At 74.4% G+C, this 18,659-nt stretch carries 19 protein-coding genes and 1 riboswitch; of the genes, 10 read left to right on the forward strand and 9 right to left on the reverse strand.

Translation table 11 applies throughout. The features are described 5' to 3' along the window. Nucleotides 1-416: 416 nt before the first annotated feature. On the reverse strand, nucleotides 417-1,325 hold the full coding sequence (locus ACFWH7_RS06020; protein WP_378215559.1) for an SDR family oxidoreductase: 909 nt from the start codon (nucleotides 1,323-1,325) through the stop codon (nucleotides 417-419). Between the two features lie 85 nt (nucleotides 1,326-1,410). On the opposite strand from ACFWH7_RS06020, the gene ACFWH7_RS06025 reads away from it, so the two are divergent. Beyond that, complete coding sequence (locus ACFWH7_RS06025; protein ID WP_378215560.1) at nucleotides 1,411-1,932, forward strand: low molecular weight protein-tyrosine-phosphatase; 522 nt, start codon at nucleotides 1,411-1,413, stop codon at nucleotides 1,930-1,932. A 45-nt stretch (nucleotides 1,933-1,977) separates the two neighbouring features. Here the strand turns inward: ACFWH7_RS06025 and ACFWH7_RS06030 are convergent, their stop codons facing one another. From ACFWH7_RS06030 to ACFWH7_RS06050, 5 genes are all read right to left on the reverse strand, one after another. Further along, complete coding sequence (locus ACFWH7_RS06030; RefSeq protein WP_378215561.1) at nucleotides 1,978-2,568, reverse strand: VanZ family protein; 591 nt, start codon at nucleotides 2,566-2,568, stop codon at nucleotides 1,978-1,980. Between the two features lie 155 nt (nucleotides 2,569-2,723). Further along, nucleotides 2,724-3,134 carry an NAD(+)--rifampin ADP-ribosyltransferase gene (gene arr / locus ACFWH7_RS06035; protein WP_378215562.1) on the reverse strand — a complete coding sequence of 137 codons (411 nt, stop codon included), beginning with the start codon at nucleotides 3,132-3,134 and terminating at the stop codon, nucleotides 2,724-2,726. Between the two features lie 62 nt (nucleotides 3,135-3,196). Further along, nucleotides 3,197-4,354: an alpha/beta hydrolase gene (locus ACFWH7_RS06040; protein ID WP_378215563.1), complete on the reverse strand. Its 1,158-nt coding sequence runs from the start codon at nucleotides 4,352-4,354 to the stop codon at nucleotides 3,197-3,199. A gap of 83 nt (nucleotides 4,355-4,437) precedes the next feature. Further along, nucleotides 4,438-5,037 carry a DnaJ family domain-containing protein gene (locus ACFWH7_RS06045; RefSeq protein WP_378215564.1) on the reverse strand — a complete coding sequence of 200 codons (600 nt, stop codon included), beginning with the start codon at nucleotides 5,035-5,037 and terminating at the stop codon, nucleotides 4,438-4,440. A gap of 65 nt (nucleotides 5,038-5,102) precedes the next feature. Next, the gene (locus ACFWH7_RS06050) at nucleotides 5,103-5,735 is read right to left on the reverse strand and encodes a hypothetical protein (RefSeq protein ID WP_378215565.1); all 633 of its coding nucleotides are present in this window, start codon (nucleotides 5,733-5,735) and stop codon (nucleotides 5,103-5,105) included. Nucleotides 5,736-5,975: 240 nt separating this feature from the next. Here ACFWH7_RS06050 and ACFWH7_RS06055 point away from each other — a divergent pair, with 240 nt between their 5' ends. Genes ACFWH7_RS06055 through ACFWH7_RS06065 form a run of 3 tightly spaced genes read left to right on the forward strand, consistent with a single transcriptional unit; the run spans nucleotide 5,976 to nucleotide 8,568 of the window. Beyond that, entirely contained in the window at nucleotides 5,976-7,160 is a 1,185-nt protein-coding gene (locus ACFWH7_RS06055) for a pyridoxal phosphate-dependent aminotransferase (RefSeq protein WP_378215603.1), read from the forward strand. A 44-nt stretch (nucleotides 7,161-7,204) separates the two neighbouring features. Further along, on the forward strand, nucleotides 7,205-8,095 hold the full coding sequence (locus ACFWH7_RS06060; protein WP_378215567.1) for an endonuclease/exonuclease/phosphatase family protein: 891 nt from the start codon (nucleotides 7,205-7,207) through the stop codon (nucleotides 8,093-8,095). Nucleotides 8,096-8,139: 44 nt separating this feature from the next. Next, nucleotides 8,140-8,568 carry a DUF1761 domain-containing protein gene (locus ACFWH7_RS06065; protein ID WP_277512226.1) on the forward strand — a complete coding sequence of 143 codons (429 nt, stop codon included), beginning with the start codon at nucleotides 8,140-8,142 and terminating at the stop codon, nucleotides 8,566-8,568. On the opposite strand, the gene ACFWH7_RS06070 is transcribed toward ACFWH7_RS06065, so the two are convergent. Further along, nucleotides 8,569-8,955 (reverse strand): CBU_0592 family membrane protein, encoded by a 387-nt coding sequence (locus ACFWH7_RS06070; protein WP_378215568.1) that lies wholly within the window; start codon nucleotides 8,953-8,955, stop codon nucleotides 8,569-8,571. Between the two features lie 216 nt (nucleotides 8,956-9,171). Here ACFWH7_RS06070 and ACFWH7_RS06075 point away from each other — a divergent pair, with 216 nt between their 5' ends. Next, a complete protein-coding gene (locus tag ACFWH7_RS06075; RefSeq protein WP_378215569.1) occupies nucleotides 9,172-10,089 on the forward strand; it encodes a LysR family transcriptional regulator in 918 nt (305 codons plus the stop codon). An 8-nt stretch (nucleotides 10,090-10,097) separates the two neighbouring features. Here the strand turns inward: ACFWH7_RS06075 and ACFWH7_RS06080 are convergent, their stop codons facing one another. Continuing rightward, nucleotides 10,098-10,643, reverse strand: coding sequence for a pyridoxamine 5'-phosphate oxidase family protein (locus tag ACFWH7_RS06080; protein WP_378215570.1), 546 nt, complete (start codon nucleotides 10,641-10,643; stop codon nucleotides 10,098-10,100). 88 nt (nucleotides 10,644-10,731) lie between these two features. Between ACFWH7_RS06080 and ACFWH7_RS06085 the strand changes: the two genes are divergently transcribed. After that, nucleotides 10,732-12,210, forward strand: coding sequence for a lactate/malate family dehydrogenase (locus ACFWH7_RS06085; RefSeq protein ID WP_378215571.1), 1,479 nt, complete (start codon nucleotides 10,732-10,734; stop codon nucleotides 12,208-12,210). A 122-nt stretch (nucleotides 12,211-12,332) separates the two neighbouring features. Further along, nucleotides 12,333-13,196, forward strand: a complete 864-nt coding sequence (locus ACFWH7_RS06090) for a formate/nitrite transporter family protein (RefSeq protein WP_378215572.1) — start codon at nucleotides 12,333-12,335, stop codon at nucleotides 13,194-13,196. Between the two features lie 25 nt (nucleotides 13,197-13,221). Here the strand turns inward: ACFWH7_RS06090 and ACFWH7_RS06095 are convergent, their stop codons facing one another. After that, nucleotides 13,222-13,587 carry an SdpI family protein gene (locus ACFWH7_RS06095; protein WP_378215573.1) on the reverse strand — a complete coding sequence of 122 codons (366 nt, stop codon included), beginning with the start codon at nucleotides 13,585-13,587 and terminating at the stop codon, nucleotides 13,222-13,224. A gap of 88 nt (nucleotides 13,588-13,675) precedes the next feature. Then, nucleotides 13,676-13,782, forward strand: a riboswitch (glycine riboswitch). A gap of 131 nt (nucleotides 13,783-13,913) precedes the next feature. Between ACFWH7_RS06095 and gcvP the strand changes: the two genes are divergently transcribed. From gcvP to gcvH, 3 genes are read left to right on the forward strand one after another with little or no spacing between them, the layout of a single operon-like run. Further along, nucleotides 13,914-16,904, forward strand: coding sequence for an aminomethyl-transferring glycine dehydrogenase (gene gcvP / locus ACFWH7_RS06100; RefSeq protein WP_378215604.1), 2,991 nt, complete (start codon nucleotides 13,914-13,916; stop codon nucleotides 16,902-16,904). After that, nucleotides 16,901-18,124 (forward strand): glycine cleavage system aminomethyltransferase GcvT, encoded by a 1,224-nt coding sequence (gene gcvT / locus ACFWH7_RS06105; RefSeq protein ID WP_378215575.1) that lies wholly within the window; start codon nucleotides 16,901-16,903, stop codon nucleotides 18,122-18,124. Before gcvP ends, gcvT begins: the two co-directional genes overlap by 4 nt. Nucleotides 18,125-18,162: 38 nt before the next feature. Further along, complete coding sequence (gene gcvH / locus ACFWH7_RS06110; RefSeq protein WP_378215576.1) at nucleotides 18,163-18,540, forward strand: glycine cleavage system protein GcvH; 378 nt, start codon at nucleotides 18,163-18,165, stop codon at nucleotides 18,538-18,540. The last annotated feature ends 119 nt before the right edge of the window (nucleotides 18,541-18,659 follow it).

The raw sequence follows: 18,659 nt of genomic DNA on the forward strand, positions 1-18,659 counted from the left end.
ACCCACCGACACCCCCACCCCCCCCCCCCCAACCCGTTGTTTGCATGAAATAGTCGCGTCGGGACGTGCCTGACGCGACTATTTCATGCACTCAGCAGCGCGGGCGGGCAGCGAGAAGCCCGCGGGCTGGAGGGTTCCTCCTGTCGTGCTGGACGAGGGCACGACACCCGCGGGCTCCGGTGGTTGCGTGGTACTCGCTCGCCGTCGGGCGCCTCCCCTCGGGAGACCCCGCCCGGTTCACGGGCTCACCGCATCCGGTCCGTTGCTGGATCGGTTGCGCGACGACTAGCGCGCAACCACCTCACGAGTCCGAAGAATCTTCACTTCCAGGACCACCTCCTTTCGCGTGTACGACGACGGTACGTCCGCCCCTGCGGACCGCGCCAGGGGTTTTCGCGCACGGCGTGGAGAGGGGGTCAGGCGGGACGCAGGTGCGCCCACTCCTCGGGGTAGTCGTCGAGCCACGCGGCGAACGACTGCGCGGGGCGCTCGACGAGCCGGGAGACGGTGTCGCTCACGTGCGCGAGCTCGCCCGCGTCGATCGCCGTGTACGACGACACCCAGCCGTCGACCTCGAACCGCGGCACCCGGTAGCGCTCGCGGGACGCGTACGCCTCGTCGAGGGTCTCGGCGTGGTACGTGATGGCGCGACCCGTCGCGGCGGTCAGGGCCTCCGCGACCTCGCCGAGCGTGAGGGCCTCGGGTCCCGTGACGTCGTAGGTGACGCCGTCGTGGCGGTGCGCGTCGGTGTCGAGCAGGACGACGGTCGCGACGTCCGCGATGTCGTCGTGCGACACGGACGCGACCCGTCCGTCGCCCGCGGGGCCGCGGATCACGCCGTCGTCGCCGACCATGAGCGCGAGCCCGCGGTGGTAGAGGTTGTCACGCAGGAACGTGTGGCGCACCCCCGTCGCGCGGATGTACTCCTCGGTGCGCCAGTGGTCGCGCGCGAACGTGAAGACGGCGTCCGGCGCCGCGCCGACGAACGACACGTAGACGATGTGCCCGACCCCGGCGGCGATGGCGGCGTCGACCGCCGCGCGGTGCTGCGCGACGCGGTCGAGGTCCTCGCGGGCGGACACGAGGAACACGGTGTCGACGTCGGTGAACGCCGCGACCATCCCGCGCGTGTCGGTGTACCCGCCGACGACGGCGACGTCCGACTCCGGGAGCGGGTCGTCGCCGAGGCTCGGCGCCCGCACGGCGTCGCGCACGACGAGGCGCTGCGTCGCGCCCTCGGCGGCGAGGCGGAACGCGAGCTTCGACCCCAGGAGCCCGCTCGCGCCCGTCACGGCGATCCGCCCCGACCCCGCCCCGATCATCATGTCCTCACGGTAGACGCGGCCGTCGCGGGTCGCCCGGCGACCGAGCGCACGTGAGGACCGCGCGCGCCTCGCGCAGAATGGGGCCATGACCAGTGCCGAGGCCCCCGCGCCCTACCGCGTCATGACCGTCTGCACCGGCAACATCTGCCGGTCCCCCATGGCCGAGGTGGTGCTGCGCGACCGCTTCGAGGCGGCCGGGCTCGGCGACCGCGTGGTCGTCGACTCGACGGGGATCAGCGACGAGGAGCGCGGGAACCCGATCGACCGCCGCGCGCGCAGCGTCCTCGCCGAGCACGGGTACGTCGTCGACGGGACGCACCGGGCGCGCCAGGTGCGCGCGGGCGACCTCGCCGCGCGGGACCTCGTGCTCGCGATGACGTCCCAGCACGCCCGGGCCCTGCGCCGCCTCGACGCCGCCGGCCCGGTGCGGATGTACCGCTCGTTCGACCCGGCCGCACCGCGTGTCGCGCACGGCGAGCCCGAGCGGGTGCTCGACATCGCCGACCCCTGGTACGGCGGGCAGCAGGACTTCGAGGACTGCCTCGCCGAGGTCGAGGCCGCCGCGGACGGGATCGTGGACTTCGTGCGCGCTCAGCTCGACGCCTGAGCGCTGGTCGGGGCGGTCGCGATCCGTCGTGGCGCCGGGCGACCGTCAGGGTCGGCGCGCGCGACGCACGTCCGCCGCGCGAACGCGCGCTCGCGGCTCTGCGGACCAGCGGAAGCGGTCGAGGAACGCGTCGAGCGCGGGGACGCGGCACAGCAGGGTGAACAGCGCGTAGCCGAGCACGCCGCCCACGACGTTGAAGAGCAGGTCGTCGACGTCGGCGATGTGGCCGCCACCCAGCAGGTGCGAGGTGACGTACTGGACGACCTCGATCGCCAGGCTGAAGGCCGCTGCCGCTGCCACGGCGCGCCACCACGACGTCCGCGTCAGGAGGAGCGGCAGGAGCATGCCCAGCGGCACGAACACGAGGACGTTCATCACCGCGTCGGCGACCTCGTAGTCCGCCAGGGGCACGAGGGCCAGGTGGGCGTTCCACGGGGCGCTGCTCACCGGCTTGTCGAGGAAGATCGGGAACACCGTGTTCGCGACGACCCCGGCTGCGTAGACGGCGAGCGCGAGCGCGACGGCGGCCCGCGGCACCGTGAGCCGGCCAGCCCGGTGCAGACGCCACAGCAGCACCGCGAGGATCACCGCCCCCAGCGGGATCACGACAGGGAGGACGGGGACCTCGCGAAACACTCGAACCGCTCCTTCAGCTGGCGACGCCACGCACGACGTCGCCGACGGTAGCGGCGCCCGGCCGCCGAGGTGACCACCGAGGGTGCGACCCCTGGACCGGCGCTCTCCCCCTGCGGTCGTAGGCGACCCCTGCCCGATGCCTGGCGCGGCAGCCCTCAGTTGATGATCTCGCCCCGCTCGTCGGACAGCAGTGCCGCCAGCCGGGCGCGCCAGGACGCCAGCGCCTCGTCGCTCAGACGCGGCCAGTCGGTGACCTCGCCGACGATCCGCAGCGGTGCGCTGCTGCGGTACGACCGCGTCGGGTTGCCCGGGAACTTCTTGTCGGTGACGTTGGGGTCGTCCTCGAACCGACCCGTCGGCTCGACCCGGTAGACCCGAGGTGCCGCGTCGCCGGCTGCGAGCTCGGCGGCGAGACCTGCACCGTCCACGAGGGCGGTGAAGTACACGTGGTTCATGGTGACCTCGGGCCGGTAGTTCGACCGGAAGCCTGCGGTCAGCAGGTCACCCGCGCGGAGATCTGCCTTCGTGCCGTGGAAGAACGGCCCCTCGTCCAGTGCCTGGCTCATCTGCTGACAGTAAGCCCCGATCCCGCGCCCGGGCGGGAGAGCCGGCCTCGTGCGCGCTTCGTCTACCGGCGGCCGGCCCGGGTGCCGCGCAGCGTCCCGACGGCGGAGCCCACCGCCCGCGCGACGGCGCTCCCGACGTGGTGCGCGCTGCCGCCGAGACGGGAGAGCCACCGGCCCGGGCCGCCCGACGGCGTCGGCGCGCTCCCCTGCACGGGCGCTGCGTCGTCGTCGGGCACGACGGGCTCCGGGCGCGGGAGGTACGCGCCGACCCACTGCGCGATCCGCCCGTACGCGAGCGCGCGCACGGGCCGGGCCGAGAGGACGACGTCGTGCAGCGCGCCGTCGAGGCGCGCGACCGTGACGAGGTCGCCGAGCTGGACGGACCGCTGCGCCACCCCGTCCACGTCGATCGCCGTGTCCGTGTGCATCATCTCGGGCGCCCAGCGCGGGAGTAGCGTGCTCCGCGCGGAGAGCAGCACGAGCACCGGCGCTCCGATGGACAGCCCGCGCGCCACGGTCTGCTGCCCGTGGAAGACGGCGGACAGCCACGCGGGCGTGGTGCGGAAACCGTGCTGGGGGCGCCACGCGAGGTCGTACGTCCACTCGCCGTCGAAGTCCTTGCTCACCGAGCGCGTGTAGAAGCCGAGGTCGACGTTGGGCAGGGGCCGGGTCGGCGTGAGGCGGGCGCGGGCGCCGATCACGGGCTCGAGCAGCAGCCGCCCCACCTCGCGCGTCTGGAACTCCAGCCACGGGCTGTTGAGGACGAGCGCCGCCGCGCGGCCGGGGTTCCGGGCGAGCCAGAGGCTGAGGGTCAGGCCGCCCGTCGAGTGGCCCATGAGCACGAGCTCGCGCGGCGAGCGCCCGTCGCCGCGGTGGCCGATCGCCACGAGCGCGGCCGCGATGTCCTCGTCGTACGTCGCAAGGTCCGTGACGTACCCCGGGGTCTGGCCGGGGCGCAGGCTGCGCCCGTACTTGCGCAGGTCGAGCGCGTGGAAGCGCGCGCCGTGCGCCTCCCAGAAGTCGGCGAGCTCGGTCTGGAAGAAGTAGTCCGACCAGCCGTGGACGTACAGGACGTCCAGGTACGGGGCGGGTCCGTCGTCGCCCCCGGCCCGACGGCGGCGCACGAGCGTGGCGACGACGTCGCCCTCGTCGTCGGGCGCGAGCGGCAGCGTGAGCTGCTCGTACTCGTCCCCGAGGACGTCGGGCTGCCAGTCGGCCATGCGCCCGACCCTAGGCGCGCGGGCGGCCGGTCGCGCGCCGGTCGTCGGGTCGCGAGCGCGGCGGCGAAGGCCTGTGGCGGTGCTCAGCGGGAGGTGCGCCGCGCGTGCCAGCGCGCGACCTCGTGCTCGACGTCGCGCGTCGGCGTGACCACCGGCGGCCCGCCCAGGAGCTGGCGGCGGGCGTCGACGACGCGCGCGTTGAAGTCGGCCAGGATCTCGCGGACGGTCGTCTCGTCGAGCTCGCGGTCGAGCCGGTCGTCGAGCTCTCGGTCCTCCTGCTTGAGCAGCATCGCCGGCGGGCCCAGCCCGGTGAGCTGCTCGCGCTCGATGACCGACTTGAGCCACCAGTCGGGGTCGTGCGTCCCCGTGAGCCCGGGGATCGGCTTGCCCGCGAGCGGGAGGTCGTCGAACTCTCCTCGTCGGATGGCCTGGTCGATCACCGTGTCGACGTACATCGCACGGTCCTCGGGTCGTACACGGCGCGGGCCGCGGGGCGCAGCGTCATCGTCGGGTACCCGGGACTCGGCGGCGGGTGCCTCGTGCCCGGCGGGACCGGGCACGTCCCCGCGTCTCGGATCCTCGCGCTCCGACTCCTCGCGCGCGGTCTCGCGGTCCACCCGGTACTGCGCGGCGCGCCGGACCGGGTCGTCGTCGGGGGTGCTGCGGGACCGTCGTCGGAACACGAGAACCTCCTCTGTTGGCGTTCGGCCACCCTAAGCACGCGCGGCGGCGCGGGACGAGCGGGTGGTCAGCCGTCCAGGAGCGGGTGGTAGCGGCGCCGCAGCCCGCGGTCGACGGCGGCCACCACCCCCGCCACCGCCAGCACCGTGTTCACGGAGGCAGGAAGGTCGGGCACGAACGGCGGGGTCCAGCCCGTGAACCCGGAGACGAGGTCGAGGAGCTGCGGCACCTGCGTCACGAGGGCGACCACGAGCACGACCCACGCCGTGATGCCGACGGCGCGGCTCGCCGTCGGGCGCTCGCGGTCCATGCGGTCGCGCCACGCCTCGGCGGTCCCGGGCATCGGCGGGACGTCCCCGACGTTCCCCACCGCGTCGACGACGCGCACGTACCGCATCCCGTAGAGGCTCATCCGGGCCTCGATCCGCACGCCGGGGAGGTCGAAGCGCGCCCGGGACCGCTGCTCGTCGACGAGGCGGCGGTCACGGTAGAGCCGGATCCGCTCGTCCCAGTCGAGGAAGTCCACGTCCACGACGTACTCGTGCTCGCCGTGCCACACGACGAACGCGCTGCGCCACAGGACACCCCACCCCCGGACCGGCTGGAACACCTCGTCGCGGCCTCCGCGCCCGTGGCCGTCCCGGGCGCGACCGTCCCGCGCCCGGTCGTCGGTGCCGTCGTCCCACGCGTCCTCGGTCATGTCGTCCATCCGACCCCGTCGCCCGACGGCGGCGCGTCGCCCGGACGACCGACCCCGCGCGGTGAGGCGCGCCGGCATCCCCCGAACGGATGACCCCGACCCGCCGAACCCGGGGTCGTGGGCAGCTCGTCCGCCGAATCCGCCCGTAACCCCGGGTTCGGCATCGTGCGGTGCCGCAAGCCCGGGTTCGGCAGCGGGCCGGTCCGGTGGACCCGGCATGATGGGGCCATGTCTGGGTCGATGAAGGTCTCGCGTCGCTCGCACGTGCCGCCGTTCGCGGTGATGGAGGTGCTCGCGGAGGCGAACCGCCTGCGCGACGCGGGAGCGTCCGTCCTCAACCTGTGCGCGGGCGAGCCGTCGACGGGGGCGTCGGACGTCGTGCGCCGCCGGGCGATCGAGCTGCTGGAGCACGGCGACCTCGGGTACACGGAGTCGCTCGGCGTCCCGGCCCTGCGTCGGGCGATCGCCGAGCACTACGACCGCTGGTACGGCGTCGACGTCGATCCCGCGCGCGTCGCGGTGACGACCGGGTCCTCCGGCGGGTTCCTCCTCGCGTTCCTCGCGGCGTTCGACGTCGGCGACCGCGTCGCGCTGGCCCGCCCCGGCTATCCCGCCTACAAGAACATCCTGCGCGCGCTGGGCTGCGAGGTCGTCGAGCTCGACTGCGGACCCGAGACGCGCTACCAGCCCACGGTGTCGCAGCTCATGGAGGCGTACTACGACGGCGGCCTCGACGGCCTGGTCGTCGCGAGCCCGGCGAACCCGACGGGGACGATGATCCTGCCCGCCGAGCTCGACGCCGTCGCGACGTGGTGCGCCGACCACGACGTCCGGCTGGTGAGCGACGAGATCTACCACGGCATCACGTACGACGACGCGGCGGGCGCCTCTCCCGCGGCGCTGCCGACCGCGGCGCGGTACGTCGGCGAGGGCGCCGTCGTCGTCAACTCGTTCTCGAAGTACTGGGCCATGACGGGCTGGCGCCTGGGGTGGCTCGTGCTGCCGGACGAGCTCGTCGGGCCGGTCGACGCGCTCGCGGGGAACGTCGCGCTGTCCCCGCCCGCGCTCGCGCAGCACGCGGGCGTCGCGGCGTTCTCGCCCGAGGGATACGCGGCGGCCGCGGAGAACGTCGCGCGCTACGCGGCGTCGCGCGAGCTCGTGCTGTCGCGGCTCGACGACCTCGGGTGGTCGCGCGTCGCCCCGGCCGACGGCGCGTTCTACGTCTACGCGGACGTCTCCGGGGACGGGCTCGACTCCGTGACGTGGTGCGAGCGGCTGCTCGCCGAGGCGGGCGTCGCGCTCACCCCGGGCACGGACTTCGACGGCGTCCGGGGCGGCGACTGGGTCCGGCTCTCCTTCGCAGCGGCCCCGGCGACGGTCGCCGAGGCCGTGGAGCGGATCGTCGCCTGGCGGCGCACCCTCTGACGCGTCTGGTCGCGACCGTCGCGCGCTCGCGCGAGGATCGTGCGGTGCCGACCGACCCCGCTGCTCCCGGACTGCCCCCGCGACCCGACGGCGCCCTGCGCCTCGCGACGTTCAACGCCCTGCACGGCGCCGCGCTCGACGGGACGGTCGACGTCGAGCGGTTCGCGCGCGCGGTCGCATACCTCGACGCGGACGTGCTCGCGCTGCAGGAGGTCGAGCGCGACTCGCCGCGCTCGCAGCGTGCCGACCTCGTCGCCGTCGCCGCGGAGGCGCTCCGCGCGGACCACCGGCACTTCTCCCCGACGCTGCGCGGCGTCTCCGGCGCGTGGGTCCGCGCGGCACGACCGGGCGCGGGGGTGCGGCGCGTTCCCGGCGTCGCGTCCTACGGGATCGGGCTGGTCAGCCGGTTCCCGGTCGCCCGGTGGTCGCGGCTCGAGCTCGACCGGATGCCGTGGCGCTCGCGCGTCCGCCGCCGGACGCCCGGCACGACCACCGGTGCCGGGCGCCTCGTCCCGTTCCGCGTCGTCCCGGACGAGCCTCGCGCAGCGCTCGCGGCCGCCGTCGTGACGCCGTGGGGCCCGCTGACGGTGGTGACGGCACACACCACGTCCCGGCCCGAGTTCACGGCCGACCAGCTCCGGTCCTTCGCGAAGGCCTGCGCGCCGCTCCCCCGCCCGCTCGTGCTGCTGGGCGACCTCAACCTGCGGGCGCCCGAGCCCGCGGAGATCACCGGGTTCACGTCGCTCGCCGACGTGCTGACCCACCCCGTCGACCGGCCCGCGCGGCAGATCGACCACGTGCTCGCCGACTCCACCCCCGGGCAGGCGACGGTCCGGGCCCTCGGCCCCGCGACCGCCGTCGACACGGGCCTGTCCGACCACCGCGCGGTCGTGGTCGACGTGGTCGTCGAACCGCAGGCGGGCGCCACCGCCTGAGCGCTACGCTCCGAACGACGGCGTCGACGCGAGGGAGCGGTCCGATGGTTCCGGAGATCAACTACTGGGCGGTGCTGGCCGCGACGGTGTCGAGCATGGTCGTGGGCTCCGTCTGGTACACGCCGAAGGTGTTCGGCACCTACTGGATGCGCGTCGCGAAGGTCGACCCGTCCGGCGAGGGGCGGGACGCCGTCGTGCCGATCGTCGTGACCCTCGTGGTCAGCTTCGTCACCGCGTGGGTGCTCGCGGGGGCGACCTACCTCGCGTGGTCCTTCTACGGCGGTGGCTACCTGGGCAACGCCCTGCTCACCGCCCTCGTGCTGTGGGCGGGGTTCACCGCCGCGCGGTTCGTCACGCACGACGCGTTCGAGGGGCGGCCGGCCGGGCTCACGGTCCTCAACGCCGCGCACGAGCTGGTCACCGTGCTCGTGATGGGCCTGCTGATCGGGCTGATCACGCCCGCCGGGGTGTAGTCAGGCGGCGAGCCCGACCTCGCGCGGCGAGGGGTCGCCGTCGGGCAGGGTCGCGTCGGGGACGGCGCTCGTGGCCACCCCCGGGACGACCGCAGCCGGGATCGCCTCGTCGACGACGGTCGCGCGGCGGCGCGCCCGCGCGCGGACGAGCACGACGATCGCCTGCACGCCGATGACGATCCACACGATGTTGGCGGCCACCGACGGCCACACCCCGTTCGCGGCGGCGACCATGCCCATGAGGCCGGCGGCGGTGAGGTTGGTGAGCTGGAACGGGGCGGAGGACGCGGCCCAGCGGCCGCGGCTGACCATCGCATAGGCGACGACGCCGGCGGCGGCACCGATCCAGCCGAGGAACATGACGAACGCGTCGAGGGTGACGGGCACAGCGGTACTCCGGTGACGAAGAGGGGTGGAGGGGGGTACCGCGACGCTGCGGTGGCTGTGCGCTCCGGGCCGATGGCTGGTGGCGCGGGTGGTGCGGAAGCTCGGGCGCCGACCCGTAAGGAGGAGGAGGTAACCGACCGGCGCCACGACAAGTGTGGGGCCTCTCGGGCTTCAGCACAATCGAAGGATCCTGCACTGGCCGTTTAGCATCTCTACATGGCGACGGACCCACGCAGACTTGGTTTTCTCCTTGCCGTGCACCGCGGCGGGGGCATTCTCGCGGCAGCGGATCTCCTGCATGTCACCCCGTCGGCGGTCTCCCAGCAGATCCAGCGCCTCGAGGCCGAGGAGGGCGTCGCCGTCCTCGACCGTGGACCGCGCGGCGTGACCCTCACACCGGCCGGGCGCGTGCTCGCCGAGACGGCCGAGCGCATCGAGACGGAGCTCGTCGAGGCGCGCAAGGCGCTCGCGGCACTGGGCGACGAGGTCACCGGCCGCGTCGCCGTGGGGTCGTTCCAGACGGCGATCCGTGCGGTCGTCGCGCCCGTCGCCGGGCGTCTGGCGGAGACGGCGCCCGGCATCGAGCTCGACGTGCAGGAGCGCGAGCCCACCGAGGCGCTGCGTCTCCTGCGCGCCGGCGAGCTCGACGTCGTGCTCCTGGAGCGCGACTACGAGGCCGACTCCCCCGCACCGCGCGGGACGCGTGAGATCGTGCTGCTGGACGAACCGTGGCGGCTCGTGGTCCCGGCGAGCATGCCGACCCCGACCCGCCTCGACGACGTGCGCGACGTCGTCTGGCTCGGACCCGAACCCGGCACCGCCGCGGCGCGCGCCCTGCGCCGTCTCTCCCGCGGGCTCGGCGGGACCGTGCGCACACGGCACAACTACTACGACTTCGACGTCGCGCTGTCCCTCGTCGCGGCCGGGCTCGGCGTCGCGATGCTCCCGGCGCTCGCGGTCGAGGGCGGCGCGTCGGACGAGGTGCCCGACGGCGTCACGGTCGTCGGCCTGCCCGGCCTCGGCTCCCGTCGCCTCGTCGCGCGCCACCGCGCGACCCGCCACGAGCCCCGGCCCGTCGTCTCCGCGGTGCTCGACGAGATGGTCGCCGCCGCGGCGGACATCACCTTTGCCTGACGTGGCGCCTACCGCGGCGCGAGGTCGAAGCGCGTGGCGCCGTAGGGCTCGGCCGTGCCGAACGCGAAGACGCGCTCGGGGACCAGGCGGTAGACGGCCCACGGCGGCGGGCCGGCGGACGGTGCGCTGAACTCCGCGGTGAGCGCGTCGCCGTCGACGGTCGCGGGCCACCCGTCGGCGCGGAACCCCGCCGCCGCACGTTCCAGGGTCTCGGGGTCCGTGACGCGCTCGGCCCGCCCCTCGACGGTGAGGTCGAACGGCTCCGTCGCGACCGTGAGCGTGCACCGGGGGTCGCGGTGCAGGTTGCGGTTCTTGCGCGTGCCCTCGCCGGAGCACAGGAAGATCTCCTCGTCGAGCACGAGCGCGCCGAACGGCACCACGTGCGGCTTCCCGTCGGGGTCGGTCGTCGCGAGCCACGTCGTGTGCCGGTTCGGGCCGCCGGCACCGGGCTCCTGCGGGAGCCGGCCGAACAGCGTGTCGTGCACGCGCGCCCACTCGATCGGCGGCGTCCCGTAGCCGTCGAGGTTCTTCACCGTCGGGTCGGCGGTCGTCATCGTCCTGCTCCTCTCGTCCCGGTGCGTCCTCACCTGTCACGACGCGCCGGGGCGCCCGGACTCATCGGTCGGGACGTAGCCTGCCGGGGTGGACGTAGCGGTGGTGGGGGCGACGGGAGACGTCGGCCGGCAGGTGTGCACGCAGATCGTCGAGCGACGGGTGCTCCCGCCGACGGCGCGGCTCCAGCTCGTGGGACGCGCGGGCGGGCCGTCGGGCCGGGCCGTGCACGGCCTGCGCGCGGATCTCGTGGACGCGTACGACGAGCACGCGCCCCTGCTCGACGTCGCGCACTCCCCCGACGACGTCACGGCGGACGTGATCGTGGTCGCCGCGGGCCTGACGCCCCCGGCCCGCACGGGCGCCGACCCCGACCGCCGGGTCCTCGCCGCGACGAACGGCGCCGTGCTCGCCGAGTACGCGGACGCGATCGCGCGCCACGGGTCGGGGCACGAGGTCGTCATCGTCGTGACGAACCCCGTGGAGCTCGGGGTCGCCGTCATGGCGGAGCGGCTCGGGCGGCACCGCGTGCTCGGGATGGGCGCCTGGCTCGACACGCTGCGGTTCCGGCGCGAGCTCGCGGTCGAGCTCGGCGTCCGACGGCACCGCGTCGGCGGGTTCGTCGGGGGACAGCACGGCGAGGACGCCGTGCCGCTGTGGTCGACGGTCCGCGTGAGCGGTCTGGACGCCGACGAGCGGGCCCGCGCCGTCGCGGCGCTGCGCCGGGGCCGCACGCTCGACGCGCTGCCCGCCGAGATCGCGGCCGCGAAGGACGAGCTCGCGCGCGTCGCCGCCGCGGACATGGGTGCCGCGTTCGACCTCATCGACACGTGGCCGGCGGACCTGCGGCTCGTCACGCGGCCCTGGATGACGCACCAGTCCGGCGCCAAGACGCCCGCCGGGACGGCCAGCGCGACCGTCGACCTGCTCGAGGTCATCCTCGACGGGCGCGAGATCGTCGTCGCCGGGCAGGTGGCCCTCGACGGCGAGCTCGACGGACGGCTCGACGGGAAGCCCTCGGGGCTCGACGGCGCCCCGCACCGCGGCGTGCTCGGCGTCCCCGTGGTCCTCGGACCGGGCGGGTGGACGCGCGTGCTCCTCGACGACCTGCCCGACGACGAGGCGCGCCGCCTCGCGCACGCGGCGGACGGCGTCGCGCGCATGGTCGCGGCAAGCACGGCGCGCGACGACGCAGCAGGCGAGGAACAGCACGGGAGCACGGGCGACCCGGCCCCCGCGGGCGACCCGGCCCCGACGGGCGACCGGGCGCCGTCGGGCCGGGCCGGGGCGGAGGCCGCGTGGGTCGCGACCGTGCACGGCCTCGACCAGCCGGGCACGCTCACGGCGCTGACCGGCGTGTTCTCGACGCGCGGGGTCAGCTTCGACTCGCTCGCGACGGAGCCGGTGGACGACGACGGCCGGGCCGGGCGGATCGTCGTGACCTTCCGCGCGACGCCGCGCCGCACGCGGGCCCTCGAGCGCGCGGTCCGGCGGCTCGCGACGGTCCGGTCCGTCGTGGTCGAGCCCGCGCCGGGCGCGGAGTTCTCACAGGGCGACCCCGCGCGCTGAGCGACCCTGGTAACGAGGTCGCTCCCCCGCGGGAACGCGGTCGAAACCGCGGGTTCCTAGCGTGGGACGCGCCGTCGGGCACTCCCCTGCCGCGACGTCGCCTCAGAGACCGGAGCCCGCCCATGTCCTACGTCAAGCCCGCCGAGCTCGTCCCGACGATCATCGACGCCGGCGCCAACAAGGTCCTGCTGTCCACGCGCGACACGCTCGTGCGCTCGACGATGGGCGGCGCGATCCTCGCGATCGCCGCCGCGTTCGCGGTGACGGTCACGGTCACCACGGGCCACGCGATCCTCGGCGCCGTCCTCTTCCCGGTCGGGTTCATCCTGCTGTACCTGCTCGGGTACGACCTGCTCACCGGCATGTTCGTCCTCGGCCCGCTGGCCTGGCTCGACAAGCGCCCGGGGATCACGGTGCGCGGCGTCCTGCGCAACTGGGGCCTCGTGTTCGTGGGGAACTTCCTCGGCGCGTTCGCCGTCGCCGTGATGATGGCGATCGTCGTCACGTACGGGTTCGACACCCCGCCCAACGAGGTCGGTCAGGCGATCGGGCACATCGGCGAGGGCCGCACGGTCGGGTACGCGGAGCACGGGGCGTCGGGCATGCTCACGCTGTTCGTGCGCGGCATGCTGTGCAACTGGATGGTGTCCATGGGCGTCATCGGCGCGATGGTCGCGAAGGACGTGCCCGGCAAGGCCATCGCCATGTGGATGCCCGTGATGCTGTTCTTCTTCATGGCGTTCGAGCACTCGATCGTCAACATGTTCCTGTTCCCGTCCGGGCTGCTGCTCGGCGGCGAGTTCACGATCATGGACTACCTCGTCTGGAACGAGATCCCCACGGTGCTCGGCAACCTCGTGGGCGGTCTGCTCCTCACCGGCCTCCCGCTCTACCTCACCCACGGCCGCCCGGCGGCACGCCGCGCGGCCCAGGAGCCCCAGACCGGCCCGACGGCGGAGCGCAAGCTGGTCTCCGAGCCCGCCTGACGGGGTCTCCGGACTCGGGCGCGCGTCAGCGGCGGCGGTCGGCCTCGCGCCGCACGGCGCGGGTCCCGACGATGAGCCCTCCCACCGTGAGGGCGAGCGTCAGTCCCGCTGCGACGAGGACGACGACGAGGCCGGCGTCGTCACCGACGAGGAACAGCAGCGGGGCCGCTGCGACGAGCACCCAGCCCCCGGCCTCGCTCAGCGGTCGGGCCGCCCGGTGGGCGGTCTGCCACGCCTCGTCGCTCGCGAGCGTCGTCGCGGTGCGGATCCCGGCGACCTGGTTGCGGCCGATGCGTCCGTCGGCCGTCGCCCGGGCGCACCAGACGAGCAGGAGACCCGCCCCCGCGAGCACGAGCAGGAGCACGACGTCGGCCCAGGTGTCGGCGTTCACGGCACCCACCCTGTCACGGCGGCGCCAGCCGCGGCATCCGCGACGGCCCGACCGGTATGATCGAGCCCACAAACGCAGTACAGCCGCCCGAACCACGACGGGAGAGCTCGGCACCTGGTCCAGCGGACCGGCGCCGGCGCCGAAGGAGCAAACCCTCCCCGGGAATCTCTCAGGCCCCCGTACCGTCGAGGTGAGGCAACTCTGGAAAGCGGCCGTGCGCTCGTCGGACCCCCGGCGGCCTCGGCCCACCGACGGTGCAAGTCGGCGCGCCCCGGCCCTCGTGGCACGGCGGACCGGCAAAACTCTCAGGTCGACGCGTGCGTCCGATGACAGAGCGGGGAGGGACCCGCCGTCGTCCCCTCCACCGGGAGTCCCTCGTGACCCAGCCGTCCTTCGACCCCAGCTCACGGCACAACGCCGCGACCGGCGCCTTCGCACCGCGCCACCTCGGCCCGCGCGGGCGCGAGGTCGGTGCGATGCTCGACCAGCTCGGCTACGCCTCGCTCGATGCGCTGGTCGACGCAGCGGTCCCGGCCTCGATCCGCACCGACCGCCCGCTCGACCTCCCGGCGGCCCGCACCGAGGCCGAGGTGCTGGACCACCTGCGCGCGCTGGCCGCGAAGAACGTCGTCAAGACGCAGATGATCGGGCTCGGCTACTACGGCACCGTCACTCCCCCGGTGATCCGCCGCAACGTCCTCGAGTCCCCCGCCTGGTACACGGCCTACACGCCGTACCAGCCGGAGATCTCGCAGGGCCGGCTGGAGGCGCTGCTCAACTTCCAGCAGGTCGTCGAGGACCTCACGGGCCTGGACGTCGCGAACGCGTCGCTCCTCGACGAGGCCACCGCGGTGGCCGAGGCCGTGGCGCTCATGTGGCGCGCGTCGCGCGCGAAGAGCGGCTACGTGGCCCTCGACGCCGACCTCTTCCCGCAGACGCTCGCGGTGACGCTGGGCCGAGCGCACGCCGTCGGCCTGCCCGTGGTGGTCGTGGACCTCTCGGGCGGTCTGGACGCCGGCCTCGCCGCGGCCCGCGCGGCAGGGGCTTTCCCCGCCGGGGTGGACGACGACGCGCAGCTCGTGGGCGTGGTCGTCCAGCAGTCCGGGGCGTCGGGACGTGTCGTGGACTGGCGCCCCGTGGTCGCGGAGGCCAAGGCTGCGGGTGCGCTGGTGACGGTCGCCAGCGACCTGCTGGCCCTGACGCTCCTGGTATCCCCTGGCGTGCTCGGCGCCGACGTCGCGGTCGGCTCGGCCCAGCGGTTCGGCGTCCCGCTGTTCTACGGCGGCCCGCACGCGGCGTTCATGGCGGTCCGCAAGGGGCTCGAGCGCTCGCTCCCCGGCCGCCTCGTGGGCGTCTCGATCGACGCCGACGGCGACACCGCCTACCGTCTCGCGCTCCAGACGCGCGAGCAGCACATCCGCCGCGAGAAGGCGACGAGCAACATCTGCACCGCGCAGGCGCTCCTCGCCATCGTGGCGTCGATGTACGCGGTCTACCACGGCCCCGACGGCCTCCGCGCGATCGCCGAGCGCACCCACGCGCACGCCACGACCCTCGCGAGCGTCCTGCGCGCGGGCGGCGTCACCGTCGAGCACGACGTCTTCTTCGACACCGTCCGGGCCGTCGTCCCCGGCCGTGCCGAGGCCGTCGTCGCTGCCGCAGCGGCCGCGGGCGTCAATCTGTACAACCCCGATGCCGACCATGTACAGATCGCCTGCGACGAGACCACCGCCCCCGCGGCTCTCGCCACGGTGCTGGAAGCCTTCGGCCTCCCCACCGCCGCGGCAGCCCTCTCCGCCCCGACCACGAGCGCGCTCCCGGGCTGGGCGACCCGCACGACGCCGTACCTCCAGCACCCGATCTTCCACCTGCACCGCTCCGAGACCTCGATGCTGCGCTACCTGCGTCGGCTCTCGGACAAGGACCTCGCGCTGGACCGCACGATGATCCCGCTGGGCTCGTGCACCATGAAGCTCAACGCGACGGCGGAGATGGAGGCGATCTCCTGGCCGGAGTTCGCGGACCTCCACCCGTTCGTGCCCGCTGACCAGGCGCGAGGCTACGAGGAGCTCATCGGCGGGCTGGAGTCCGCGCTCGCGGAGATCACGGGCTACGCGGGGGTGTCGGTGCAGCCGAACGCGGGCTCGCAGGGTGAGTTCGCCGGCCTCCTCGCGATCCGCGAATACCACGTGTCCCGCGGCGACACGGCGCGCGACGTGTGCCTCATCCCCGCGTCGGCGCACGGGACGAACGCCGCGTCGGCGGCTCTGGCGGGTCTGAAGGTCGACGTGGTGAGGACGGCCGAGAGCGGCGAGGTGGACCTCGACGACCTGCGCGCCAAGCTGGCCGACCACGGCCCGCGCGTGGCGGCGATCATGATCACGTACCCGTCGACGCACGGCGTCTACGAGGAGCACGTGCGCGAGGTCTGCGACCTCGTACACGAGGCTGGTGGTCAGGTGTACATCGACGGTGCGAACCTCAACGCGCTCGTCGGCCTCGCGCGCCCGGGCGAGTTCGGGGGCGACGTCTCGCACCTGAACCTGCACAAGACGTTCTGCATCCCGCACGGCGGGGGAGGACCCGGCGTCGGCCCGGTGGCCGTCGCCGAGCACCTCGTCCCGTTCCTCCCCGGTGACCCGCTCGCCCCGGGCGCGTCCACCGCGACCCCGGTCTCGGCGACGCGGTACGGGTCGGCCGGGATCCTGCCGATCTCGTACGCGTACGTCGCGCTCATGGGTCCGGACGGGCTCACCGAGGCGACGAAGACCGCCGTCCTCACGGCGAACTACGTCGCTAGCCGCCTCGCCGACCACTACCCGGTCCTCTACACCGGCCCGAACGGCCTGGTCGCGCACGAGTGCATCCTCGACCTGCGACCGATCACGGCGGAGACCGGCGTGACCGCGGAGGACGTCGCGAAGCGGCTCATGGACTACGGGTTCCACGCGCCGACGCTGTCGTTCCCGGTCGCGGGCACGCTCATGGTCGAGCCGACCGAGAGCGAGGACCTCGCCGAGCTCGACCGGTTCGTCGAGGCGCTGGTCGCGATCCGCGGCGAGATCGACGCCGTCTCGTCGGGCCGCTGGAGCGTGGAGGAGTCGCCGCTGCGCGGCGCCCCGCACACGGCGGCGGCGCTCGTCGCGGAGGCGTGGGACAAGCCGTACTCGCGCGAGCTGGCGGCGTACCCGGTCGCGAGCCTGCGGTCCGGGAAGTACTGGCCGCCGGTGCGCCGCATCGACGGTGCGCGGGGCGACCGCAACCTGGTGTGCTCGTGCCCGCCTGTGGAGTCCTACGTGACGGGAGACCTCGCATGACCGACCAGCCGACCGACAGGCCGACCGACAGGCCGACCGACAAGCACAGCCCGCTGCACGACGAGCACGTCGCGCTCGGAGCGAACCTCACGAGCTTCGGCGGCTGGCTCATGCCGCTGCGCTACACGTCCGACCTCGCGGAGCACCGCGCGGTCCGCGAGGCCGCCGGGTTGTTCGACCTGTCGCACATGGGGGAGATCGAGGTCGCGGGTCCGCAGGCCGCGGCCGCGCTGGACCACGCGCTCGTCGGCAACCTCACGGCGGTCGCGCCCGGGCGTGCGCGCTACACGATGATCTGCCAGGAGGACGGCGCGGTCCTCGACGACCTCGTCGTGTACCGGCTGGCCGAGGAGCGCTTCCTCGTCGTCGCGAACGCGGGGAACGCCGACCTCGTGGCGCGCGAGCTCCTGGCGCGCGCCGCCGGCTTCGACGCGACCGTCACGGACCAGGGCGCGGACACCGCGCTCGTCGCCGTCCAGGGTCCGCGCGCCGAGGAGATCGTCGCGAGCCTGACCGACGCCGAGGACGTCGCCGCGGCGCAGGCCGTGCGCGACCTGAGGTACTACGCGGCCGTGCCGCTCGCGCTGCGCACCGACGCCGGGCCGGTCGACGCGCTGGTCGCGCGGACCGGGTACACGGGGGAGGACGGCTTCGAGCTGTTCGTGCCCGCGGACCGTGCCCCGGACCTGTGGCGCACGGTGCTCGCGGCCGGTGCGCCGCTGGGCCTCGTGCCGGCGGGCCTGTCCGCGCGCGACTCGCTGCGCCTGGAGGCGGGCATGCCGCTGTACGGGCACGAGCTCGACACGACGACCACGCCGTACGAGGCGGGCCTCGGTCGCGTGGTGAAGCTCGACAAGGTGGCCGGGGACGGCACGCCGCTCGAGTTCGTCGGGCGGGCCGCGCTCGCGGCGCGCCGGGCGTCCGCGTCCGCGCGCGTGCTCGTCGGCCTGAAGGGCCTGGGGCGCCGTCCCGCCCGGGCGGGCTACGCCGTCGTGCTCACCGAGGCCGAGCCCGGGGGAGCGGTGGGGGAGTCCGCGCGCCGGGTCGGCACCGTGACCTCGGGGGCGCCCTCGCCGACGCTCGGCTACCCGATCGCGCTCGCGTACGTGACGCCCGAGCTCTCGGGGGAGGGCACGGAGCTCGCGGTCGACGTGCGCGGTCGCGCCGAGCCCGTGGTGGTCGTGCCTCTCCCGTTCTACCGTCGTCCCCAGCAGTCCTGACCTGCCCAGCCGTCCCAGAGAGCTCGAAGGAGAACCCCATGACCGAGGCCCAGTTCCCGGCCCACCTGCAGTACACGGCGGAGCACGAGTGGATCGACGGCTCGAACCCGGCCGTCGTCGGCATCACGGCCACCGCCGCCGAGGCGCTCGGTGACATCGTCTACCTGGAGCTGCCGGAGGTGGGCTCCGAGGTGACCGCGGGCAGCGTCATCGGCGAGGTGGAGTCCACCAAGTCCGTGTCGGAGCTCTTCTCGCCCGTCACGGGCACCGTCGTGGAGGTGAACCAGGCCGCGGTCGACGACCCGGCCGTGGTCAACTCCGACCCGTACACCGACGGCTGGCTGTTCAAGGTCGACGTCGTGGAGACGGGCGACCTGCTCACCCCGGACCAGTACGCGGCGCACGTCGGGAGCTGACGCCCGTGGCGGGGGGGGGGGGGGCCCCCCCCCCCCCCCCCCCCCCCCCGCGGGCTATCGGCAACCACGGGGGGTGGTAGGGGTGGGGGGCGCCAGAGACCACCCCGCCTCTCACCGGG

Origin of the sequence: Cellulosimicrobium cellulans (assembly GCF_042723955.1) — a bacterium.
GTDB classification, from domain to species: Bacteria; Actinomycetota; Actinomycetes; order Actinomycetales; family Cellulomonadaceae; genus Cellulosimicrobium; species Cellulosimicrobium cellulans_H.